Raw genomic sequence first — 21,042 nt, 5'->3', positions numbered from 1 at the left:
CACTCTCACAGGTTCGGGAGGAACAGGGCGATCGACGGGAACAGGATCAGCACGCCCACCATGGCGAGCATGGCCAGCACGTAGGGCACGGCGCCGATCATCACGTCGGAGAAGCGCCCGCCGGGGTTGGACCCGTGCACGACGTAGAGGTTGAGCCCCACCGGCGGCGTGATCAGCGCCATCTCGACGAGCACGATCAGAAGGATGCCGAACCAGATCTTGGCGTCCCCCGGCGACATGCCGAAGTCGAGCCCCGCGACGATCGGCACGACGATGGGGATCGTCGCGATCATCAGCGCCATCGTCTCGATGAAGAAGCCGAGCACGATGTAGAGGGCGACGATGACGAAGAGCGTGCCGTAGGGCCCGAGCCCCAGCCCCTCGAGCATCGCCGTGAGCTCCCGCCCCAGCCCGGCGGCGCCGAGCGTGTAGTTGAGGAAGTAGGCGCCGACGATGACGAACATCACCATGGCCGTGATCTTCACGGTGCCCAGCAGCGCCTCGATCAGAACGGCGAGGGTGAGCGTCCGGTTCGCCGCCGCGATGGCGAGCGCCATGGCGACGCCGATGGCGGCGCTCTCGGTGGGCGTCGCCCAGCCACGGTAGATCGAGCCGATGACGACGGCGAAGAGCGCGACGAGCGGCAGGAGATGGCGCAGCCCGCGCACGCGCTCGCCCCAGGAGGCGTGCCGGCTCGGGCCGCCGAGCTCGGGGCGCACTCGGCATAGCACGGCCGTGATCAGCATGAAGACCGCCGCCATGGCGAGGCCGGGGACGAGGCCCGCGAGGAACAGCTTGGGGATCGAGCTCTCGGTGAGGAAGCCGTAGACGATCAGGTTGATCGAGGGCGGGATCATGATGCCGAGCGTGCCGCCCGCGGCGATGGCGCCGGCGAAGAGCCGCTGGTCGTAGCCGAGCGCCCGCGCCTGCGGCATCGCCACGGTCGCGACCGTCGCCGCGGTGGCGACGGAGGAGCCCGACGTCGCCGAGAACATGGTCGCGGTCCCGATATTGGCGTGGATCAGCCCGCCGGGCAGCCAGGAGAACCAGGCGTCGAGCGCCTTGTAGGTGCGCTCCGCGATCCCCGCCCGCACCAGGATCTCGCCGAGCAGCACGAAGAAGGGGATCGCGATCAGGAGAAAGGAATCGGAGGCGGAATAGACCACCTGGCCGAGGCCGCGCATCAGCGGAAAGGCGGAGAAGAACCAGTCCACCCCGAAGCCGAGGAGGAACAGCACCACGCCGACGGGAAGCGAGAGGGCGAGCAGCGCCAGCAGCGCGGAGGCGACCGAGACGATCACGGCGTGTCTCCTCCGGCTTCCGCCGCGACGCCGGCGGCGCGCTCGGCTTCGCGGAAGCGTCCCGTGGCGACGAGGGCGGCGGTGGCGAGCGTCAGGAGCGCCGCGACCAGCGTGAGCCAGGCCCAGCCCGAGAGCCAGATCGATTGCGGGATCCACAGCGGCGTCTCGAGCGGCGTGTTCGCCCGCGAGCCGCGCGACAGCGTGGTCTCCAGCACGCGCCAGCCATAGGCTGTGACGGTCCCCGCCACCGCCGTGAGCCCGGCGAGCGCCACGAGATCGAAGATCGAGCGCCCCGGGAGCGGGAGGCGCCCCGTCAGCACGTCGATGCGCACGTGCGCGCGCTCGACGAGCGCGTAGGAGAAGCCCCAGGCCGCGATCCCGGCCATGACGTAGCCGGAGATCTCGTCCGCCCCGCCGATGCCGTGGCCGGCGGCCTGGCGCATGACGATCTCGGCGAGGATCAGCGCCATCGCGACGAGCAGCACGAGCCCGCAGACGATGGCGATGCCCCGGTTGATCCGCGCCAGCACAGCGACGAGGCGCAGCGGCCAGGGCGGGGGGGAGGCGTCCGGCATGGGGGTGTCCTCGTTATCGGGCGAAGCCGCCACCTCCCCGCAGGGGAGGTCGACGGCCGCAGGCCGGCGGGTGGGGCGCGCAGCACCTGCGGTCCCCTCCGGCCCGCGCTCCGCGCGGTCCACCTCCCCTGCGGGGAGATGCCGGCGCCGATGCTGCCGCTCAGTTCAGCGGGATCTCCACGCCGGTCGCGGCGCCGACGCTCTCGTTCCAGCGCGTGGCCCATTCGTCGCCGGCGCGCTCGGCCCAGTCGGGGAGCACCGTCTCCTGCAGCACCGCGAGCGCGGTCTGCCGGTCCTCCTCGCTCGCCTCGACCAGCGTCATCGCCGCCTCGGTCTCCACCGCGCATTCGCCGCCGGTGAGGCAGGCGACGTCGCGCTCGAGCGCGCCCTGCGCGTCGGCCCAGGCCGGGCCCTCGAAATGCTCCGAGATCTGCGCCGTCAGGAACTCCTGCGTCGCCGGCGAGAGGCTTTCCCAGCGCTCCAGGTTCATGGCGGTGACGACCGGGTCCCAGCCGCCGAGCGGCAGCGTCATCAGGTAGTCGGCGCTCTCCCACCAGCCGGCGGAGAGCCCCGAGCCCGCGCCGGTGATGGCGCAGTCGACGATGCCGCGCTCGAGCGCGCCCGGCACCTCCGAGAAGGCGAGGTTGATGCCCTCGGCGCCCAGCGCCTCGAGGAACTGCGTCGTCATGCGGCCCGAGCCGCGGACCTTGCGGCCCTCGAGATCGGCGAGCGAGGAGAGCTCGTCGTTGCAGAAGACGACCTGCGGCGGATAGGGGGCGATGGCCAGGAGCTTCGCGCCGAAGCGCTCGCGCATGATGTCCTCGACCATCGGCCGCGCGGCGTCCACCGCCTCGCGCGCCGCGGCGGCGTCGGTCGCGATGAGCGGCACGTCCAGGCCCTCGAGCTCCGGCGCGTCGGCGACCGTGTAGTCCGCCACCGTCATGCCGACGTCGAAGACGCCCTCGGAGAGGAGCCGGAACACGTCGCCGCCCGACGAGCCGAGCTGGTTGAAGGTCGTCATCTCGACCGTGATCGCGCCGTCGGAGGCCTCCGGCAGGTGCTCGGTCCAGAACGGCTCCTCGAACTTCTGGTAGAGCGGCAGGCTCGACCAGGAGCCGACGACCGACAGCGTGACCTCGTCGATCTCCTGCGCCTGGACGGCGGAGGCCGCCACGAGAAGGCTCGCGCCGGCGAGCAGGCTGCGCTTCATCATCGCGTGCATGGTTTTCGTCTCCCCTCTTGTTTCGCGCTCTCCCGAGCGCGTCTCGAAAGCGGTCGGCGTCACAGGCCGATGCCGGCCCCCTCCGCCGGACGGTCGGTGACGAGCATGTGTCCCGGCTCGTGGGTGATCGCGAGATCGGGCCGGGCCCCGCGGATCGCGACCTGGGGCGTGACCCCGCAGGCCCAGAACACGGGGACGTCCCCCGGCGCCATGACCGGCGGATCCCCGAACTCGGGATCGGCGAGATCGCGGATGCCGATCGCCGCCGGGTCGCCGAAATGGACCGGCGCGCCGTGGGCCAGCGGCTGACGCTCGGAGAGCACGACGGCGCGGATCGCGTCCGCCGGCGCGAAGGCGCGCATGGACACCACCATCGGTCCGCCGAAGGGGCCGGCGCGGTGCGTCTCGAGATTGGTCACGTACATCGGCACGTTCCGCCCGGCCGCGATGTGCCGCACCGGGATGCGCGCCCGCGCCAGGCTCTCCTCGAACGAGAACGAGCAGCCGAGCACGAAGGTCACGAGGTCCTCGCGCCACAGCGCGCGCAGATCGCCGACCCGCTCCGGCTCGCCGCCGTTGCGGAAGACGCGGTAGCCCGGCACGTCGGTGCGGATGTCGAGGTCCTCGGCGAGCGCGGGCAGGCGCGGGTCGCCGGGCTCGGAGACGCCGAGCAGCGGGCAGGGCTTCGGGTTCTTGGCGCAGAAGGCGAGGAAATCCGCGGCGAAGGCCTGAGGCAGGATGGCGAGGTTGCCCTGCAGGAAGCCGGGCGCGTGGCCGGTCGTGGGTCGCCGGAAGGCGCCGGCGCGGACCTGCCGGCGCAGCTCGTCGGGGCTCTCGATCCGGTCCATCGCGGCTCTCCCCTGATCGGCCCGCGGGCGGGCCTCACGATGGGGAAAGTGTTCCACCGCCTCCAAATCGCGTCAATCGATCAAAAACTGATCATGACGATCTCTTCAGTCGATCACGCGGGCTGCTCCGCGATCGCCTCCCGCGCCGCCTCGACCAAGGCCGCCATGGCCGCGCGGTCCTGCCGGGCCAGATGCGCGACGGCGAAGGCGAGGTCCGACATGTGCGCGGCCTCCGTCGTCTCGACCCGCCGCAGCGCGCCCCGCGCGAGATCCCCCGCCGCCATCGGCGCGGGCAGGAGGCCGATGCCGAACCCGTCCCGGGCGAGGTGCAGCGTCGTCGACAGCGAGGCGCAGGCGTGCAGCAGCGGCGGCGGCAGCCCGTCGAGCGGCAGGCGCCGCTCGAGCTCGGCATAGGGCAGCGTGCCCCGCGAGAAGGTGATGATCGGATGCGCGGCGAGCGCCGCCGGATCGAGCGGTCCCGCCGGCAGGGCGAGCGAGGGCGCCGCGAACCAGTCGAGCCGGCAGGTGTAGAGCGGCGTCGCGATCGCCTCGGCCGGCGTCAGCGCCGCCATCATCACCGCGACGTCGATCTCGTCGTCGAGGAGCTTCGCCGCGAGCACGGGCGAGGTCTCGACCGAGAGCTCGATGCGGCTCCTCGGCAGCACGTCGCGCACGCGCGTCAGCATGCCCGCGAGCCAGGTGTGCACGATGGTCTCGGCGACCCCGATCCGCAGCGTGCCGACGAAGCCCGCCTGCGGGGCGAAGCCCTCGGCGATCGTGTCCCGCAGCACGACGAGCCGCGCCGCCTGCTCGAGGAAGGCGCGCCCCTGCGCCGTGAGCCGCGCGCCCCGGCGCTTGCGGTCGAAGATCGTGATCCCGAGCCGCTCCTCCAGCCCCGACACCCGCGCCGACACGGCCGACTGCGTCAGGTTCAGCCGCCCCGCCGCCGCGCGGAACCCCCCGCAGCGCACCACCTCCCGCACCACCTCGGCGTCGCGGATGTCGAACATGGCCGATCGCCCTCCCGGTCGAGGTCATCTCACGGCGCGGGCGGAGGGGGAAGGGCGCGCCCCACCGTCCATCCGCAATCCTGCGAAGCGGACGCCCGCGCACCGCTCCGCTAGCCTCTCCCCGAACGGATCGCACGGCGCGGCCGGGGAGGGGCGTTTGGACGGAACGGCGAACACCGCCGCGCGGCTTTCGGCGCCGGATCTCGCGCCCGCGCCGCATCGCGACCTGTGCACCGATTGCGGCGTCTCGCGCATGGCGGATCCGAAGCGGTGCGGGCGCGCCTGCCAGTTCATCGCGCCGGACTATCCGCGGCTCGAGCGGCAGGTCCACGGCCGCGCCCGCGATCCCGGGAAGCCCGACGAGCTGCATTTCGGCCCCTTCCGCCGCATGGTCCGCGCCGCCTTGAGGGCGCCGCGGGAGGGCGCGCAATGGACCGGGATCACCACGCGCCTCGCCGAGCGGCTGCTCGAGACGAAGGCGGTGGAGGCCGTGCTCACCATGGCGCCCGACCCCGCCGACCGCTGGCGGCCGGTGCCCGTCCTCGTCACCGACCCCGCGCAGCTCGCCCAGTGCCGGGGCATGCGCATGGGCTACGCGCCGCTGCTGGCGCTGCTCGAGCCCGCCCGCGCGCAGGGGATCACCCGCCTCGCCGTCGTCGGCATTCCCTGCCAGGTCTACGCGCTGCGGGCGCTCGAGGCCGAGCTCGGCTTCGAGCGGCTCTACGTCATCGGCACGCCCTGCTCGGACAACACCACGACCGAGCGCTTCCACGAGTTCCTGGCGCTCCTCGACGCGCGGCCGGAGACCATCTCCTATCTCGAGTTCCGCGCCGACTACCGCGTCGAGATCCGCCACGACGACGGGCGGGTGCGCACCGTGCCGTTCCTGAAGCTGCCGATCTCGAAGCTGCCGAGCGACTTCTTCCCGCTCACCTGCCGCACCTGCGTCGACTACACGAACGTGCTCGCCGACGTGACGGTAGGCTACATGGGCGGGCAGGGGAAGCAATGGCTGATCGTGCGCAACGCCCGCGGCGAGGAGCTGGTGTCGCTGCTCGGCGAGGAGGTCGCGCTCGAGGCCTGCGGCACCGCCGGCAAGCGGCGGGCGGCGGTGGCCGGCTTCGCCGCGAACGTCGCCCGCGCCGCCGGCGGCCTCCCGCTGCGGTCGATGCCGAACTGGGTGCGCCCCCTCGTCGCCTGGCTCCAGCCCCGCATCGGCCCCCGCGGCCTCGAATTCGCCCGCGCCCGCGTCGAGATGAAGGCGGTGGAGACCGTCCTCCACCTGCGCCGCGCGCGCGGCCGGCGCATGCGGGCGATGATTCCCGATCACGTCTGGCGGCTGGTGGCGCCCTACGGGATCACGCCGGGGGAGGGAGAGCGCGACGGCGGCGAGACGCAACCCTGACCCATTATCGCATTCGATCTCACTCCCGTCTTGCGTGCGGCGCAAAAATGGTCACCCTGGGCGCCGAAAGTCGAAGCCGCGGGGAGAGGTCATGGCCGACGACGCGAAGGGAATCGGGACCGGGCTCGCCATCGGCGCGGTCGATCGCGCGGAAGAGAAGGATCGGCCGCTGTGGGAAGACATCCGCCTGCTCGGGCGGGTGCTCGGCGACACCGTGCGCGCCCAGGAAGGCGAGGCGACGTTCGAGCTCGTCGAGCGCATCCGCCAGACGAGCCTGCGCTTCCATCGCGACGAGGATGCCGCCGCGCGCGGGGAGCTGCAGACGACGCTCGACGCGCTCTCGCGCGAGTCGAGCCTGCAGATCATCCGCGCCTTCTCCTATTTCTCCCACCTCGCCAACATCGCCGAGGACCAACATCGCCAGCGGCGCTCGCGGGCGCATGCGCAGGCGCTCTCCGAGCCGCGCGAGGGCACGCTCGCCCGCACCATCGCGCTGTGCAAGGAGGCCGGGATCGGGCGCGGCGACCTCGAGCGCTTCTTCGCCGAGGCCGAGATCTCGCCGGTTCTCACCGCGCATCCGACCGAGGTGCGCCGCAAGTCGACGATCGACCGCGAGATGGAGGTCGCCCGCCTGCTCAAGGAGCGCGACAATCCCGCGCTCACCCCGGACGAGCGCGCCGACCTCGACGAGGACATGCGCCGCGCCGTGCTGACGCTCTGGCAGACCGCCATCCTGCGCAGCACCCGGCTGCGCGTCGTCGACGAGGTGATCAACGCGCTCTCCTATTACGACGACACGTTTCTCGGCGAGCTGCCCCGCCTCTACGCCGGGCTCGAGGACGCGCTGAAGCGGGAGGGGCTCGGCGAGTCCGAGCTGCCGGCCTTCCTGCGCATGGGCTCCTGGATCGGTGGCGACCGTGACGGCAACCCCTTCGTCACCGCGGAGGTGCTGCGCGAGGCCCTCCACCTGCAGAGCCGCAAGGCGCTCTCGCATCACATCGACGCGCTGGAGGCGCTGAGCGCGGAGCTGCCGCTGGACGAACGGCTCGTCGGCGTCTCCGACGAGGTGCGGGCGCTCGCCGACGCGTCGCCCGAGCGCTCGGCCTTTCGCCAGAACGAGCCCTACCGCCGGGCGCTGGCGCATGTCCACGCGCGGCTGTGCGCCACGGCGCGGGCGCTCGGCCACCCGGATCTGTGCCGCACGCCGGCGGCCGAGGCGGCCGAGCCCTATGCATCGGTCGACGCCTTCGGCGCCGATCTCGACGCGATCAAGCGCTCGCTCGAGGCGAACGGCTCGGGCGCGCTCGCCCGGGGGCGGCTGCGCATGCTGCGCCGCGCGGTCTCGGTCTTCGGCTTCCATCTCGCCACGATCGACCTGCGCCAGAACTCGGACGTGCACGAGCGCACCATCGCCGAGCTCTTCGCGGTGGCGCGGCCCGAGATCGATTATCTCGCGCTCTCGGAGGCCGATCGCGTCGCGCTTCTCGTCGAGGAGCTGAAGACGCCGCGCCCGCTCTTCTCGCCGCACGTGACCTATTCGGAGAAGACCGCCGGCGAGCTCGCCATCGTGCGCGAGGCGGCGGCGGCGCGCGCCCGCTACGGCGAGGCGGCCCTGCGCCACTACGTGATCTCGAAGGCGGATTCGGTCTCCGACGTGCTCGAGGTCGCCGTCCTCCTCAAGGAGGCGGGCCTGCTGCGCCCGGTCGAGGGCGTGCTCGACCTCGACATCGTGCCGCTGTTCGAGACGATCGGCGACCTGCAGGCCTCCGCCCGGATCATGGCGGAGCTGTTCTCGGTCTTCGAGTACCGGGCTTTGCTCGAGACCCGCGGGCGCACCCAGGAGGTGATGCTCGGCTATTCGGATTCGAACAAGGACGGCGGCTTCCTCACCTCGAACTGGGAGCTCTACAAGGCCGAGATCGCCCTCGTGCGGGTCTTCCGCGAGACCGGCCTGCGGCTGCGCCTGTTCCACGGCCGCGGCGGCACGGTCGGCCGTGGCGGCGGGCCCTCCTACCAGGCGATCCTCGCCCAGCCCGGCGGCGCCGTGCAGGGCTCGATCCGCATCACCGAGCAGGGCGAGGTGATCGCCGCGAAATACGCGACGCCCGAGCTCGGGCGGCGCAACCTCGAGATCATCGCCTCCGCCACGATGGAGGCGAGCCTGCTCCACGGCGACGACCCGGCCCCGCGCGACGCCTACCTCAAGGTGATGGAGGACCTCTCCGCCCGCGCCTTCGGCGCCTATCGGGCCCTCGTCTACGAGACCCCGGGCTTCCAGGACTATTTCTGGGAATCCACCGTCATCGGCGAGATCGCCAACCTCAACATCGGCTCGCGGCCGGCCTCGCGGACGAACTCGCGGGCGATCGAGGACCTGCGCGCCATCCCCTGGGTGTTCGGCTGGGCCCAGTCGCGCCTGATGCTGCCGGGCTGGTACGGCTTCGGCGCGGCGGTGGAGGGCTTCCTCGCGGAGGACCCGCAGCGGATGGAGACGCTCCAGGCCATGCACCGGGAATGGCCGTTCTTCCAGGCGCTTCTCTCCAACATGGACATGGTGCTCGCCAAGTCGAACATCGCGATCGCCTCGCGCTACGCCTCGCTCGTGTCCGACCAGGAGCTCGCCCGGCGCATCTTCCCCATGCTGCGCGAGGAATGGCGCCGCTCCATCGACCTGCTGCTGGCCATCACCGGCCAGAAGACGCTGCTCGAGACGAACCCGCTGCTGGCGCGCTCGATCCGCAACCGCTTTCCCTATCTCGACCCGCTCAACCACCTGCAGGTCGAGCTCCTGCGCCGCCACCGCGCCGGCGACGAGGAGCGCCGCGTCAGGCAGGGCATCCACATGACGATCAACGGCGTGGCGGCGGGCCTGCGGAACTCGGGGTGAGGGGAGAGGCCGTGCTCCTCAGAGGTCGAGCCGCGCCGTGATCGGCACGTGGTCGGAGGGCTTCTCCTTCGCACGCTCGCTCTTGTGGATGGTCACGCCCGCGAGCCGGTCGGCGGCCTGGGGGGAGAGCAGCAGGTGGTCGATGCGGATGCCCTTGTTCCGCTGCCAGGCGCCCGCCTGATAGTCCCAGAACGTGTAGCGACCATCCACGTCGTCGCAGGCGCGCAGCGCGTCGGTGAGGCCGAGCGCCAGGAGCTGGCGGAACTTCGCGCGGGTCTGCGGCAGGAACAGCGCGTCGCCCTCCCAGGCGGCCGGATCGGCGGCGTCGCGCGGCTCGGGGATGACGTTGTAGTCCCCGGCGAGCACGAGCGGCTCCTCGAGCGCCAGGAGCTCCCTGGCATGGGCGGTCAGCCGGTCCATGAAGGCGAGCTTGTAGGGGTATTTCGGCCCGTCCACGGGATTGCCGTTCGGCAGGTAGATCGAGGCGACGCGCACGACCCCGCCGCCCTCCGTCGAGACCACGCCCTCGATGTAGCGGGCCTGGCTGTCCTCGTCGTCGCCGGGGAGGCCCTTGCGGACGTCCTCGAGCGGGCGCTTCGAGAGGATCGCGACGCCATTGAAGCCCTTCTGCCCGAGCGCCGCGACGTTGTAGCCGGCGCCCTCGATCTCGGCGACCGGCAGGTTCTCCTCCGTCGTCTTCAGCTCCTGCAGGCACAGCACGTCCGGCGCCTCGTCCTTCAGGAAGGCGAGGAGGTGGTCGAGCCGCTGGCGGATCGAGTTGACGTTCCAGCTGGTGACGCGCATCGGGGCCTCGGGAAGCGGAGCTGCGGGCGGGCGTCGTTTCTTCGGCCAGGCGCGCGCCGATGGCAAGAGGGGCGCGTCCCGCGTCAGCGCGCGGCGAGGCGTCCCGACGCCACGGCCGCGACGAGCCCGAAGGCCGCGAAGCCGCCGAAGGCGAGCGTGTAGCCGGCGGCGTCGATGGTCCAGCCCGCGAGCGGCGAGCCCAGCGCCTGCCCGATGGTCGTCGCGGAGAGCGGCAGGACCGGGCCGAGAGCCGGCCGCTCCGACATCGTCCGGACGCCGCGGACCAGGTAGAAGCCGGTAAGGGTCATGTAGGCGGCGCCGAAGCCCGCAGCGGAGACCAGCGCGAGGCCGAAATCGCCGGGCGCCGCGGCGGCGAGGCCGAGCGAGCCGCCCATCAGGGCGAGCGCCAGCGCATGCGTCCGGCCCGGGCCGAACCGGTCGATCAGGTCGCCGGCGCCGCCGCCCGAGAGGCCCGCGAGCCCGATCGCGAGCCACATCCAGGCGCTGTCCCGGTCCGTCAGGCCGCCTTCGTTGACCACGAGGTCCGGGGCGAACACCCAATAGATGCTGCTGACGAGGCCCATGGCGCCGGCCAGCGCGGCGAGCCGCGCGACCCGCCGCCATTGCGCGCCGCTCGGCCAGGGCGGCGCGCCGCGCCCGCCGAGCGCGGCGCCTCCCTCCCGGCCGCGCGGCAGGAAGACCAGCGCCGCGACGGCGCCCAGGACGGCGACGACCGCGAAGGCCAGGTAGGCCGAGCGCCAGGCGCCGAGGAGCCAGATCATCGCCGGCGTGCCGAGCGCGACGCCGAGGCTCGTGCCGGCATTGTGCACGGCGTTCACCCGGCCGCGCAGCTGCGGGCGCACGGCCAGCCGCACGGCCCGGGCCAGGACCGGCGACGACAGGCCGGTGCTGATTCCGCACACGGCGACGCCGATCCCGAGCACGAGCACGCCCGGCGCGGTGGCGATGGCGACGAGGCCGGCCGCCGCGAGGCCGACGGCGAGCCCGCCGGCGAGCCGCGTCCCGAGCCTGCGGGCGACCGCCGGCCCGATCAGCACGGCGCCGAGGAAGCTCACGAAGGGCAAAGCGCCGACGACCCCAGCGGCGGTCGCGCCGAGACCGAGGTCGCTGCGGATCGCCGGCAGGAACAGCCCGAAGACGAACCGCGCGAGGCCGTAGGTGACGGCGAGCAGGAAGGCGCCGAGAACGGCCATTCCGAGAGAGGATCGAGTGCGCAACGCGGGTACGCCTTCGGTGCTCGAGAGGACTGTCGGATCATGACGGCGCGCGCACGTCGAGGCTGCCGCGCGGCTCTGCCTGCACGCCCATTGCGCGGCGCAGCGAGCCTGCTACTTTCGTCGCAGGCGATCGCCCCGAAAGCGACGCCCCGAGAGAACCACGCCCCGGAGAACGCCTCATGGACGAGACCGGCTGGTGCGCCCCGATCGACCTCTATTGCGAGCGCGCCGGTATCGGCTTCTGGGCCGAACCGGTCAACGCGATCTCGAACGGCGCGTTCCTGGTCGCGGCTGCGATCGCCTTCGCGCTGTGGCGGGGGGGCGGCGGCCGCGACGGCTTCGCGCTCTTCCTGATCGGAATCGTCGCGGCGACAGGCGTCGGCTCGTTCCTGTTCCACACCTACGCGAACCGTTGGTCGCTGCTCGCCGACGTCATCCCGATCACGATCTTCATCTATTCCTTCTTCCTGCTGGCCATGCACCGCTTCTTCCGGCTGGGCTGGATCGCGGCCGGGCTCCTCACGCTCGCCTTCTTCGGGGCGAGCGCGGTCTTCCCCGCCGGCTGGACGGGGGTGTTCGGCGAGGGGGCGGACGTCAACGGCTCGGTCGGCTACTTCCCGGCGGCTCTGGCGCTGATTCTCGTCGGCGGGCTGCTCGTCCTGAAGGCGCGCCGCGCCGAGACCGTGCTGATGAACCGCAAGAACCAGGCCTGGGGCGAAGACGACGAGCACGCCCGCGCCCGCGCCTTCCTCGACAAGGTCGTCGCGCCCCACGAGGCCGGCACGGCGCTCCTCGTCGCGGCGGCCGTCTTCGCCACGTCCCTCGTCTTCCGCTCCATCGACGTCGCGATCTGCGGCTGGCTGCCGATGGGCACGCACTTCCTGTGGCACGTACTGAACGCGGTGGTTTTGTTCGTGCTGGTGCGCGCGGCGATCCGGGGGAGGGCGGTTCGCGCCGCCGCATAGCCCCGCGGAATGGGCGTACGGTCAGGCCGCGAGCGCCAGCGAGGCCTTCAGCGCGCGCATGGCGTCGAACGTGTTCAGCGTGGCGACCCCGAAGTGCGCGCAGACGTTCGGGAGCGGAACGCGCTTCTTCGCGCCGGGCGCCGCGACCTCGTGAGTGACGATCGTGCAGCCGGCGATCATCGCCTTGGCGACCAGCCAAGGGTCCGCACCGGACAGGAAACGGGCCTGCGCCTGCGGCGTGTACGGACCGGATGCGACGTGTGCGGCGACCGCCTGGAAGGCGACCTGAGTCGCGGTATCGTCCACGGGGAGAAACCAAGGCTCCGCCGCGCGGTCCTTCACCCATTCCGCGAGCAGGTCCGCGCCGCTCGCTATCTCGTCACGGACGAGAGCGACGCTCGCCGCGTCGGCTCCGGTGACGATGTCCATCCACGCCCAGAAGCCGGGACAGATGTCGAAGGCATAGTACCGATTGCTCGCCTCGATGAAGACGTTGGCGTCGAGGAGGTACTTCATCGAGGCGAAGCCCTCCGGAAATGCTCCACGATGGTCCTGGGCTTCGTGTTGAGGAGCGCGCCCGCGTCCCGCAGCAGCGTGTCGCCGCTCATCGCGCGCCGAACCACCTCTTCGGTGAAACGCCGCCCGAACCGCACGGGCAAGGTCGCGTGAAAATTCCCGCCGCCGACGCCGTTCTTGGGCAGCGCGGCCCAACGTGCCCGCTCTTGCTCGTAGATGCTCTCGAACGCCGCGCGCTCGATCAGGTCGAGATCGAGCGCCTTCTTGGCGGCGACGATCCTGCTCACCTTCCAGGATGTCGCGAGCGCGTCGACGTTGGCCGAGGCGGATCGCCTGTCCGACCATTCGCCGACGACGATCCGCGACGGCAGGAGAAACTCGGCGGCGACCTGGTTGCAGAAGCTCTCGACGTCGCCGCGGGGCCGGGTCAGCCCGGAAACGACGTCGGAGATGCCCGTGCTGCCGAGCCAGATATGGGCGAGCTCGTGCGCGAAGGTGAAGATCTGCGCCGCCGTCGCATCGTTTCCGTTGACGAAGACGAGCGGCGCGATCGGATCGGCGATCGCGAACCCCCGGAATGCAGCGACGGCGAGCGTTCGTCGCGTGCTGTTGCCGACGACGCCGCTCTTCATTACCCAGATGCGCGCGGTCTCCGCTGCGCCGACGGCGTCGCGCAGCCATTCCTGCTGCCCCTTGGTCCGCCTCGCATGGTCCGGCATCAGGCCCAGCACCGAGCGCATGTCGTCAGCGACGGCGGAGGGAGCGTCGGACGTGCCGAAGCGCCCGACGAAGCCGAGCGGTTCGTCTCCCTCCTCGATCAGGATCTGCTTGTACCAGTCGTGCTTGAACAGAACGTCCCGGATGAGGTCGAGCGTATTGGCGTCGAAGCGCGGGGTGTCGCGCTCTCCCGAGAGCCGGCGGAAATCGGGCAGGCGAGGCTCCGCGGGCGGCTCCGTGAGAAACAGGAAACCGAATGGAACGTGCAGAGCCGATGCGAGCGCCTGCGCCTGGCGAAAGGTGGGCTTCGCGTCCCCGCGCTCCCACGCCGCCAGGTCGTCCGGGCTCTTGCTCAGCCGTTCCGCCACCGCTTCGATGCTCACGCCCGCACGCTCCCGAGCCCACCGAAGCATGGTGCCGTTGATCAGCGCTGCTGGCATGGCTCGTTCCGATCGACTCGGGCGTGTATAGCCGAACGTTGGACGACGCACAAGGGTACGATCGCGCTAGCGCCCCGGCCCGATCGTCAGCTTCTGGACGCCTCCCGCGGCGCGGGTGGGCTTCTTGGCGGAGAGGACGCGCGAGTTGACGCCCTGCCACGAGATCTCGCCGGAGAGCCGGCCGAACTCGATCTTCGGGCAGCGGTTCATCACCACCTGCACGCCCGCGGCCTCGGCTCGGGCCGCGGCCTCGTCGTTGCGCACCGAGAGCTGCATCCAGATCGTCTTCGGCTTGGGCTCCAGCGCCAGCGCCTCGTCGACGATCGGGCCGGCGGCCTCCGAATTGCGGAAGATCTCGACCATGTCGACCGGGCGATCGAGGTCCTCGAGCGAGGCGTAGACCTGCTGGCCCAGGATCTCGCCGCCGGCCTGGCCGGGGTTGATCGGGATCACCTCGAAGCCGCGCCCGAGGAGATACTTCATGACGATCCAGCTCGGGCGCGCCGGGTTGTTCGAGGCGCCCACGAGGGCGATGGACTTCGTGCTGGTGAGGATGGCGCGGATCGTCGCGTCGGGATAGCTGTCGTGGCTCATCGGTCTTCCCAGGTGGGCGCGCGCTTCTCGATGAAGGCGCCGATGCCTTCCTCGGCGTCGCGCGCCATCATGTTCTCGGCCATCACGCGGGCCGCGTAGTCGTAGGCCTCGGCGAGGCCCATCTCGGCCTGCGCGTAGAAGGCGCGCTTGCCGGTCTTGATCGTCAGGCTCGAGCGGGCGGCGACGGAGCGGGCGAGCGCGAGCGCCTCGTCCCTGGCGGCGCCCGCCGGGACGACGCGGTTGACGAGGCCCATTCGATGCGCCTCGGCAGCCGGGACCGCCTCGCCCGTGAGCAGCATCTCCATGGCGTGCTTGCGCGACAGGTTGCGCGAGAGCGCCACCATCGGCGTCGAGCAGAACAGCCCGATCTGCACGCCCGGCGTCGCGAAGCGCGCGTTCTCGCCCGCCACCGCGAGGTCGCAGGTGGCGACGAGCTGGCAGCCGGCGGCGGTGGCGACGCCCTCGACGGCGGCGATCACCGGCTGGGGCAGGGCGACGATCGCCTGCATCATCGCCGAGCAGCGCCCCATCAGGTCCTCGAAATAGGCCCGGCCCCGGTCCGCGTCGGCGCGGCGCGCGGTCATCTCCTTGAGGTCGTGCCCGGCGCAGAAGGCGGGTCCCTCCGCCGCGAGCACCACGCAGCGCACCGAGGCGTCGGCGGCGATGGCGTCCAGCGTCTCGTGCAGGAGGGCGATGGTGCGGTCGGACAGCGCGTTGCGGGCGCGCGGATTGTCGAGGGTGAGAACGGCGACCCCGTCCGCGTCGGCGCGGGTCAACGGCGGGGCGTCGATGCCGGTATGGGCGTTCATGAGGTCCTCCCGGCGCGGCGCCGCGCTTGATCTCGGCGTCGGCGCACGTTCAGATGGCTTCGCGCGGGCGCGAGAACCCGCATGCGGCGTGAGGGGAGACTGCCCGATGAGCGAGCGATCGGCAATGCGCGAGGACGCACGGCTGCCCGTGATGACCCGCGAGGAGGTCGAGGCGTTCCTCGAGCGGGAGTTTCCCGAGATCTATCTCGACGGCAGGATCTGGCACGTCGAGGCCGTCGGTCCGATGACGGCGCGCATGCGGCTCGACTTCCACCCGCGCCACATCCGCCCGGGCGGCACCCTGTCGGGGCCCTCGATGATGACGCTCGCCGACCTCGCGCTCTACGTGGCGGTGCTCGCGAATGTCGGCCCGGTCGCGCTGGCGGTGACGACGAGCCTCACCTTCAACTTCCTGCGCAAGCCGCCCCAGTCGGCGCTCGTCGCCGACACGCGGCTCCTCAAGCTCGGGCGCCGGCTCGCCGTGGGCGAGGTGACGATCCACTCCGACACGCGGCCCGAGCCCGTCTGCCACGCCACGGGGACCTACGCGCTGCCGTGAGCCCGTACCGCGGCGGATGCGAAAAGGGCGGCCCGAAGGCCGCCCCCACAGCGCGTCGCGGACGCGGGAGGATCACGCCTCCTCGCCGGTCTGCTGCTCTTCCTCGGCGCCGGCGCCGCGCTCGGGACGCTCGAACTCCTCCAGCGCCGCGCCGACCTCGAGGCCGAGCTCGTCGAGGTCGAGCTCCTCGCGGGTGAAGACGTCCTCGCCGCGCGCCTGGCGCTCCGCCTCGTCGGCCGAGCGGGCGACGTTGACGGTGACGGTCGACTCGACCTCGGGATGGAGGAGGATCGCGACCTTGTGCAGGCCGAGCGTCTTGATCGGCTGCGACAGCTGGATCTGCTGGCGCTCGACCGAGAAGCCGGCCTCCGTCACGATCTCGGCGAGGTCGCGGGTCGAGACCGAGCCGTAGAGCACGCCCGACTCGCCGGCCGAGCGGATCAGCACGAAGGTCTGCCCGTCGAGCTTGGCGTGGACCTCCTCGGCTTCCTTGCGGCGCTCGAGGTTGCGGGCCTCGAGCTGGGCGCGCTGGTTCTCGAAGCGCTCCTTGTTGGCGTTGGTGGCGCGCAGCGCCTTGCCGAGCGGGAGCAGGTAGTTGCGGGCGTAGCCGTCGCGCACGCGCACGGTCTGGCCCATCTGGCCGAGCTTGGGAACGCGCTCGAGCAGGATGACTTCCATCGGTTTCACTCCTCGGGAGGTTTTCTGGTGATCGTCGGAGGACGGTTGGCGAAGAATCGGCCGCGCAGGCCGAAGGCGGTGTCGGCGATGCCGATGATCGACAGGGCGACGAAGACGAGGAACTGGCTGAGCAGCAGCAGCGTGTAGGTGCCGAACAGGAGCAGGAAGCGCCCGGAGCGGCCGCGGCTCACGTCGTGCACGAAGGCGAGGCCCGAGAGGCCGAAGGCCATGAACAGGGCCGCCGAGAGCGCCGTGGCGAAGGCGCCGACGAAACCCGAGGTCAACACCGCGACGACGAGCGCCGCCGCGAGCACCAGCGCGGCCTCGCGCGGCATCGTCGTCGCCGGGATGAACGGCCAGGGCCGCGCCAGCCGGCCGGAGATCGCCACGATGCGCGCGCCGAGCCAGAGATAGACGACGTAGACGAGGACGAAGCCCGCCGCGGCGACCACCGGCAGGAGCACGGTGAACTGCTCGATCGCCTGCTGGGCCGGCACGTCGCCGATGTTCGGGATCGGGGCCGTCGCCGGCGTTCCGGTCTGCGCGCGGATGGCGAGCTCGGCCACCTGCAGCGCCGTCTCGCGATAGGTCGCGTAGTCGAAATGCGGCAGAGCGATCGCGGCGAGGAAGGTGAGGGAGGCGACGCCGGCGATCCAGGCGAGGAGGCGCCCGAGCGGGTACCATTCCATCTTGCCGTCCGGCGTCTGCCGGCCCAGCAGCGACAGGTAGGCGAGCCACCAGGCGGGCAGCGCGCTGGCGAAGGCGAAGCCGAGGCCCGCCACCGGATCGACGGCGACGGCGAGCGCCACGCCGCCGACGAGCGCGCCGACGAGGCCGGCGCGATGGTCCCAGCCGAGGGCTGCGACGAGGATCGGGATCGGGGAGAGCAGGTAGAGGACGAACGCGATCGTGCTCCCCTGCGTGACCACCGCAGTCAGGAGGGCGGAGACGAGGCCCGCGCCGATGCCGATCGCTATGAAGTTCGTCACGTTCGCTGTCCCGTCGCGTGTCGCGAGGTTAGAGGCGGCGCGAGGACCCGCCACCGGGCCCGGCCGCCCCAACGCGCCCGGCGCGTACGCCGGGCGGAGGGTGCTGTCGCCTCGAGGAGGCGCTTACTGGATCACGAAGGGCAGAAGGCCCAGGATGCGCGCGCGCTTGATCGCCTGGGCGAGCTCGCGCTGCTTCTTGGCCGACACCGCCGTAATGCGGGAAGGCACGATCTTGCCGCGCTCGGAAATGTAGCGCGAGAGCAGCTTGACGTCCTTGTAGTCGATCTTCGGCGCATTGGCGCCCGAGAACGGGCACGTCTTGCGACGACGGAAGAAGGGGCGACGGCCCCCGGAAGCACCACCGGCCATGATCAGCCCTCCTCGCTCTGGTCTTCGTCGCGACGACGGCGCTCGCCGCGATCGCCACGATCACCGCGGTCGCCGCGGTCCCCGCGATCGCCACGGTCCCCGCGCTCGCCGCCGCGGCGGTCCTCGCGACGGTCGTCGCGATCGCGCTTCTGCATCATGGCGGAGGGCTCGGGATCGAGCGCCTCGACCTTGATGGTCATGAAGCGCAGGACGTCCTCGGAGAGGCGCATCTGACGCTCCATCTCCGCCAGCGCCGGGTGCGGGGCGTCGATGTTGAGGAGGGTGAAGTGGGCCTTGCGGCTCTTCTTGATGCGGTAGGCGAGCGTCTTGAGCCCCCAGGACTCGACCTTCTCGACCTTGCCGCCATTGCCTTCGATGATCCCCTTGAAGGTCTCGACCATCGATTCGACCTGCTGGCTCGTCACGTCGGGACGCGCCAGGAAGACGTGCTCGTACAACGCCATTCGCTTGTGGCCTTTCTCTCTTCGTCTCGCGCGTCCGATCGGCGCCAAGCCCCTCGAGCCTGCCAAGGCCCAAAGCGTTTGTTCGAAGGCGGAGACACGGGACGACGGGACCGAAGCCCCTGCCGCCGGCGCACCTGGGCGCGAGCGACCGTCCGTTCAGCCCCCGGCCGGAGCGAACGCGAGGCCGCGGACATACGCGATGCCGGGGCGGATGGCAAGGCCCTCCGCGCCACGGAGATGTCGCGGTTCCGGTGTCGAAGGTTCGTCGTCGGGCTCAGGCGGAGATCTTTTGCTGTCGTGCGGTCGCGCGCAGGCGTTCCCGAAGCGAAACGTCGTCCAGATCGAGATGCTCGTTGGCAGATCGAATGATCGCCGCCTCGATGACTTGCTCTTCTCGCAATGTCCCTCGTCGGTGCATCCAAGCAGCCACAGCCTCCCACTCGTAGAGCGGACTCTCCGATGTGACTCGAACCGCCGGGGCCGGGAAGCCCGCGCCCCGCTGCTCCTTCGCGTAAAGGCTTACCGCCGCTCGCGAAAGCTTCGTGCGGTGCGCGATCTCGGAGAGGCTCACCAACGGATCCGGCTCGACCCGGTCGGCGACTGCGCCCGCACGCCGCACGTCGGCTATCGCCGACGCGATCGCCTCGTCCAGAGAAACCGCCTCGCGCGCGAAGTCGATGATGACGTGGCCTCTCTGGAACGAGATCGTCGCGTCGTCGCAGCCGGCGTCGTAGAAGCGGCTCTCGAAATCCTCGGCCTTCGGATCCGGGCCGGATGCGATGATGCTGAACTCAAACGTCTTCATCGTCGGCCTCCTGCCTGTGGGGACAGCGGTTCACCGCCCGGACGATCTGGCGCGCGTGATTGTCGGCGTTTTTGGGGGTTCCATTCACGCCGACTTGGCAGCCGTCGCGATCGGCTTTCGCGCAATAGAGCCGGCCCCAGTGCCCCTGCTTGCGAAAGCTCCAGCCCTGCGATTCCGCATACGCCACGGCGTCTTCGACCTCCTTGTTGGGATGTCGCGGCCTAGCCATTACGCCACCACATTCCGCGGCAGCTGTCAACAGATGTCAACACAGATCGTTCCCCCTCGCTCCGGCGCGGTGAAGCGTCGCCGAACGCTCGCTCCGCAATGTTCCACAAAGGCCCGGGTTTGCAATTGCACCGCTCTACAGGCCTCGGCGCACGCGCCTCGGGACCTGTTCGAGAAGGCGTTCGACAGCCACGCGCACCGGAGCGCGCGCGCCCCGCTCGCCTCGGCAGGCGGGCTCGGATTAGGATGGGCGAAAAGGAAGCACTGCTCCATGATCATCGGCATCGGCTCCGACCTGTGCGACATCCGCCGCATCGAGAAGACCCTCGCGCGCTTCGGCGAGCGCTTCACGCACCGTGTCTACACCGAGGGCGAGCGGCGGCGCTCGGAACGGCGGGCGGCGCGGGCGCCGTCCTATGCGCGGCGCTTCGCGGCGAAGGAGGCCTGCGCCAAGGCGCTCGGTACGGGGCTCCGGCGCGGCGTGTTCTGGCGCGACATGGAGGTGGTGAACCTCCCCTCCGGCCAGCCCACCATGCGGCTGACGAACGGCGCCGCCGCCCGGCTCGCGGCGATCACGCCGCCGGGGCACGAGGCGATCGTGCATGTCAGCCTCACCGACGACCCGCCGCCGGCGCAGGCCTTCGTCACCATCGAGGCGCGCCCCATCGCCGCGCGCTGGGCGTTCTCGGCGCGCTCCGTCACGATTGCGGCGCGTTCGCCTTTCAGATAGACCCGCGATGGGGCATGCGGCATCCCGCGCGCGACACGCGCGGGGCCCCGAGAGGACCAGGGACTTGAGCAACGACGTCAACGACGACGCGCGGGCCGCAGGCATGAAGGGCAGTGCGGTGAAGGCGAAGCAGAAGAGCGAGGGCGGCATCCTCGAGACCGTCAAGGTCATCGTCCAGGCGCTGCTCATCGCGCTCGTGGTGCGCACGCTGCTGTTCCAGCCCTTCAACATTCCCTCGGGCTCGCTCGTGCCGACGCTGCTCGTCGGCGACTACCTGTTCGTCTCGAAATACAGCTACGGCTATTCGCGCTATTCGATCCCCTTCGGCCCGCCGGTGATGGACGGGCGCGTCTGGGGCTCCGAGCCGCAGCGCGGCGACATCGCCGTGTTCAAGCTGCCGGCGGACAACGCCACCGACTACATCAAGCGCGTCGTCGGCCTGCCGGGCGACCGGGTGCAGATGATCGACGGGCGTCTCTACATCAACGGCGAGATGGTCGTGCGCGAGGAGGCCGAGCCCTTCGTCACGACGGACCCGTTCGGCCGCACCGTCTCGGTGCCGCGCTTCCTGGAGACGCTGCCCGACGGCACGCAGCACCACATCATCGAGCGCGACGGCGATCGCGGCTTCTGGGACAACACCGAGGTCTACACGGTGCCCGAGGGCCATTACTTCATGATGGGCGACAACCGCGACAACTCGACCGATTCGCGGGACCTCTCGTCGGTGGGCTACGTGCCCTACGAGAACTTCGTCGGCCGCGCCGAGATCATCTTCTTCTCCATCGACGAGGACGCCTCCGCCTGGCGCCTGTGGGAGTGGCCCTGGACGGTGCGCTGGGAGCGCATCCTCGACCAGATCCGCTGACCGGCCGCGATGGGCGCCGAC

General features: G+C 71.1%; 23 protein-coding genes. 6 read left to right on the top strand and 17 right to left on the bottom strand.

What is annotated here, in order from left to right; genetic code table 11:
* Nucleotides 1-5: 5 nt before the first annotated feature.
* The 5 genes from ABL310_RS12635 to ABL310_RS12615 form a co-directional block, all read right to left on the bottom strand.
* Nucleotides 6-1,301, bottom strand: coding sequence for a TRAP transporter large permease (locus ABL310_RS12635; RefSeq protein ID WP_349367368.1), 1,296 nt, complete (start codon nt 1,299-1,301; stop codon nt 6-8).
* Entirely contained in the window at nt 1,298-1,876 is a 579-nt protein-coding gene (locus tag ABL310_RS12630; protein ID WP_349367367.1) for a TRAP transporter small permease, read from the bottom strand. Before ABL310_RS12630 ends, ABL310_RS12635 begins: the two co-directional genes overlap by 4 nt.
* Before the next feature lie 160 nt (nt 1,877-2,036).
* A complete protein-coding gene (locus ABL310_RS12625; RefSeq protein ID WP_349367366.1) occupies nt 2,037-3,098 on the bottom strand; it encodes a TRAP transporter substrate-binding protein in 1,062 nt (353 codons plus the stop codon).
* A 59-nt stretch (nt 3,099-3,157) separates the two neighbouring features.
* The gene (locus ABL310_RS12620; protein ID WP_349367365.1) at nt 3,158-3,946 is read right to left on the bottom strand and encodes a putative hydro-lyase; all 789 of its coding nucleotides are present in this window, start codon (nt 3,944-3,946) and stop codon (nt 3,158-3,160) included.
* A gap of 113 nt (nt 3,947-4,059) precedes the next feature.
* Nucleotides 4,060-4,956, bottom strand: coding sequence for a LysR family transcriptional regulator (locus ABL310_RS12615; RefSeq protein WP_349367364.1), 897 nt, complete (start codon nt 4,954-4,956; stop codon nt 4,060-4,062).
* A gap of 157 nt (nt 4,957-5,113) precedes the next feature.
* On the opposite strand from ABL310_RS12615, the gene ABL310_RS12610 reads away from it, so the two are divergent.
* Nucleotides 5,114-6,361: a Coenzyme F420 hydrogenase/dehydrogenase, beta subunit C-terminal domain gene (locus tag ABL310_RS12610; RefSeq protein WP_349367363.1), complete on the top strand. Its 1,248-nt coding sequence runs from the start codon at nt 5,114-5,116 to the stop codon at nt 6,359-6,361.
* 91 nt (nt 6,362-6,452) lie between these two features.
* Entirely contained in the window at nt 6,453-9,248 is a 2,796-nt protein-coding gene (ppc, locus tag ABL310_RS12605; RefSeq protein WP_349367362.1) for a phosphoenolpyruvate carboxylase, read from the top strand.
* Nucleotides 9,249-9,266: 18 nt separating this feature from the next.
* Here ppc and xth read toward each other — a convergent pair whose 3' ends face one another.
* The gene (gene xth, locus ABL310_RS12600; RefSeq protein WP_349367361.1) at nt 9,267-10,052 is read right to left on the bottom strand and encodes an exodeoxyribonuclease III; all 786 of its coding nucleotides are present in this window, start codon (nt 10,050-10,052) and stop codon (nt 9,267-9,269) included.
* Between the two features lie 83 nt (nt 10,053-10,135).
* On the bottom strand, nt 10,136-11,266 hold the full coding sequence (locus tag ABL310_RS12595; protein ID WP_349367360.1) for an MFS transporter: 1,131 nt from the start codon (nt 11,264-11,266) through the stop codon (nt 10,136-10,138).
* A gap of 203 nt (nt 11,267-11,469) precedes the next feature.
* On the opposite strand from ABL310_RS12595, the gene ABL310_RS12590 reads away from it, so the two are divergent.
* The gene (locus ABL310_RS12590) at nt 11,470-12,255 is read left to right on the top strand and encodes a hypothetical protein (RefSeq protein WP_349367359.1); all 786 of its coding nucleotides are present in this window, start codon (nt 11,470-11,472) and stop codon (nt 12,253-12,255) included.
* 21 nt (nt 12,256-12,276) lie between these two features.
* Here ABL310_RS12590 and ABL310_RS12585 read toward each other — a convergent pair whose 3' ends face one another.
* From ABL310_RS12585 to ABL310_RS12570, 4 genes are all read right to left on the bottom strand, one after another.
* Nucleotides 12,277-12,771 (bottom strand): DUF4411 family protein, encoded by a 495-nt coding sequence (locus tag ABL310_RS12585; RefSeq protein ID WP_349367358.1) that lies wholly within the window; start codon nt 12,769-12,771, stop codon nt 12,277-12,279.
* Nucleotides 12,768-13,928: an XRE family transcriptional regulator gene (locus ABL310_RS12580; protein WP_349367357.1), complete on the bottom strand. Its 1,161-nt coding sequence runs from the start codon at nt 13,926-13,928 to the stop codon at nt 12,768-12,770. The genes ABL310_RS12585 and ABL310_RS12580 overlap by 4 nt, the downstream gene beginning before the upstream one ends.
* Before the next feature lie 66 nt (nt 13,929-13,994).
* Nucleotides 13,995-14,522 (bottom strand): CoA-binding protein, encoded by a 528-nt coding sequence (locus ABL310_RS12575; protein ID WP_349367356.1) that lies wholly within the window; start codon nt 14,520-14,522, stop codon nt 13,995-13,997.
* Entirely contained in the window at nt 14,519-15,331 is an 813-nt protein-coding gene (locus tag ABL310_RS12570; protein WP_349367355.1) for an enoyl-CoA hydratase, read from the bottom strand. The genes ABL310_RS12575 and ABL310_RS12570 overlap by 4 nt, the downstream gene beginning before the upstream one ends.
* A gap of 106 nt (nt 15,332-15,437) precedes the next feature.
* Between ABL310_RS12570 and ABL310_RS12565 the strand changes: the two genes are divergently transcribed.
* Entirely contained in the window at nt 15,438-15,890 is a 453-nt protein-coding gene (locus ABL310_RS12565) for a PaaI family thioesterase (RefSeq protein WP_374730327.1), read from the top strand.
* 72 nt (nt 15,891-15,962) lie between these two features.
* Here the strand turns inward: ABL310_RS12565 and rplI are convergent, their stop codons facing one another.
* From rplI to ABL310_RS12535, 6 genes are all read right to left on the bottom strand, one after another.
* On the bottom strand, nt 15,963-16,568 hold the full coding sequence (gene rplI, locus ABL310_RS12560) for a 50S ribosomal protein L9 (protein ID WP_349367354.1): 606 nt from the start codon (nt 16,566-16,568) through the stop codon (nt 15,963-15,965).
* A gap of 5 nt (nt 16,569-16,573) precedes the next feature.
* A complete protein-coding gene (locus tag ABL310_RS12555) occupies nt 16,574-17,557 on the bottom strand; it encodes a DUF2232 domain-containing protein (RefSeq protein WP_349367353.1) in 984 nt (327 codons plus the stop codon).
* Between the two features lie 123 nt (nt 17,558-17,680).
* A complete protein-coding gene (gene rpsR / locus ABL310_RS12550) occupies nt 17,681-17,926 on the bottom strand; it encodes a 30S ribosomal protein S18 (protein ID WP_349367352.1) in 246 nt (81 codons plus the stop codon).
* Nucleotides 17,927-17,928: 2 nt separating this feature from the next.
* Nucleotides 17,929-18,390, bottom strand: a complete 462-nt coding sequence (gene rpsF / locus ABL310_RS12545) for a 30S ribosomal protein S6 (protein WP_349367351.1) — start codon at nt 18,388-18,390, stop codon at nt 17,929-17,931.
* Nucleotides 18,391-18,664: 274 nt separating this feature from the next.
* Nucleotides 18,665-19,195 (bottom strand): hypothetical protein, encoded by a 531-nt coding sequence (locus tag ABL310_RS12540; protein ID WP_349367350.1) that lies wholly within the window; start codon nt 19,193-19,195, stop codon nt 18,665-18,667.
* The gene (locus ABL310_RS12535; RefSeq protein WP_349367349.1) at nt 19,182-19,382 is read right to left on the bottom strand and encodes a hypothetical protein; all 201 of its coding nucleotides are present in this window, start codon (nt 19,380-19,382) and stop codon (nt 19,182-19,184) included. The genes ABL310_RS12540 and ABL310_RS12535 overlap by 14 nt, the downstream gene beginning before the upstream one ends.
* A gap of 312 nt (nt 19,383-19,694) precedes the next feature.
* Between ABL310_RS12535 and acpS the strand changes: the two genes are divergently transcribed.
* Together acpS and lepB are read left to right on the top strand one after the other, a co-directional pair.
* Nucleotides 19,695-20,153, top strand: coding sequence for a holo-ACP synthase (acpS, locus tag ABL310_RS12530; protein ID WP_349367348.1), 459 nt, complete (start codon nt 19,695-19,697; stop codon nt 20,151-20,153).
* Between the two features lie 103 nt (nt 20,154-20,256).
* Nucleotides 20,257-21,021: a signal peptidase I gene (gene lepB, locus ABL310_RS12525; protein ID WP_349372052.1), complete on the top strand. Its 765-nt coding sequence runs from the start codon at nt 20,257-20,259 to the stop codon at nt 21,019-21,021.
* Nucleotides 21,022-21,042 lie beyond the last annotated feature (21 nt).

This window comes from Salinarimonas sp. (genome assembly GCF_040111675.1).
Taxonomy (GTDB): Bacteria; Pseudomonadota; Alphaproteobacteria; order Rhizobiales; family Beijerinckiaceae; genus Salinarimonas.
This window is presented reverse-complemented; position numbering and strand designations above follow the sequence as displayed.

Excerpts from the sequence above, each read along its gene's own strand:
- ABL310_RS12570 (WP_349367355.1), bottom strand. The coding sequence starts at position 15,331 with ATGAACGCCCATACCGGCATCGACGCCCCGCCGTTGACCCGCGCCGAC.
- acpS (WP_349367348.1), top strand. The coding sequence starts at position 19,695 with ATGATCATCGGCATCGGCTCCGACCTGTGCGACATCCGCCGCATCGAG.
- ABL310_RS12620 (WP_349367365.1), bottom strand. The coding sequence starts at position 3,946 with ATGGACCGGATCGAGAGCCCCGACGAGCTGCGCCGGCAGGTCCGCGCC.
- lepB (WP_349372052.1), top strand. The coding sequence starts at position 20,257 with ATGAAGGGCAGTGCGGTGAAGGCGAAGCAGAAGAGCGAGGGCGGCATC.
- ABL310_RS12585 (WP_349367358.1), bottom strand. The coding sequence starts at position 12,771 with ATGAAGTACCTCCTCGACGCCAACGTCTTCATCGAGGCGAGCAATCGG.
- ABL310_RS12630 (WP_349367367.1), bottom strand. The coding sequence starts at position 1,876 with ATGCCGGACGCCTCCCCCCCGCCCTGGCCGCTGCGCCTCGTCGCTGTG.
- rplI (WP_349367354.1), bottom strand. The coding sequence starts at position 16,568 with ATGGAAGTCATCCTGCTCGAGCGCGTTCCCAAGCTCGGCCAGATGGGC.
- xth (WP_349367361.1), bottom strand. The coding sequence starts at position 10,052 with ATGCGCGTCACCAGCTGGAACGTCAACTCGATCCGCCAGCGGCTCGAC.
- ABL310_RS12590 (WP_349367359.1), top strand. The coding sequence starts at position 11,470 with ATGGACGAGACCGGCTGGTGCGCCCCGATCGACCTCTATTGCGAGCGC.
- ppc (WP_349367362.1), top strand. The coding sequence starts at position 6,453 with ATGGCCGACGACGCGAAGGGAATCGGGACCGGGCTCGCCATCGGCGCG.
- rpsR (WP_349367352.1), bottom strand. The coding sequence starts at position 17,926 with ATGGCCGGTGGTGCTTCCGGGGGCCGTCGCCCCTTCTTCCGTCGTCGC.
- ABL310_RS12595 (WP_349367360.1), bottom strand. The coding sequence starts at position 11,266 with ATGGCCGTTCTCGGCGCCTTCCTGCTCGCCGTCACCTACGGCCTCGCG.
- rpsF (WP_349367351.1), bottom strand. The coding sequence starts at position 18,390 with ATGGCGTTGTACGAGCACGTCTTCCTGGCGCGTCCCGACGTGACGAGC.
- ABL310_RS12615 (WP_349367364.1), bottom strand. The coding sequence starts at position 4,956 with ATGTTCGACATCCGCGACGCCGAGGTGGTGCGGGAGGTGGTGCGCTGC.
- ABL310_RS12575 (WP_349367356.1), bottom strand. The coding sequence starts at position 14,522 with ATGAGCCACGACAGCTATCCCGACGCGACGATCCGCGCCATCCTCACC.
- ABL310_RS12625 (WP_349367366.1), bottom strand. The coding sequence starts at position 3,098 with ATGCACGCGATGATGAAGCGCAGCCTGCTCGCCGGCGCGAGCCTTCTC.
- ABL310_RS12580 (WP_349367357.1), bottom strand. The coding sequence starts at position 13,928 with ATGCCAGCAGCGCTGATCAACGGCACCATGCTTCGGTGGGCTCGGGAG.
- ABL310_RS12540 (WP_349367350.1), bottom strand. The coding sequence starts at position 19,195 with ATGAAGACGTTTGAGTTCAGCATCATCGCATCCGGCCCGGATCCGAAG.
- ABL310_RS12565 (WP_374730327.1), top strand. The coding sequence starts at position 15,438 with ATGAGCGAGCGATCGGCAATGCGCGAGGACGCACGGCTGCCCGTGATG.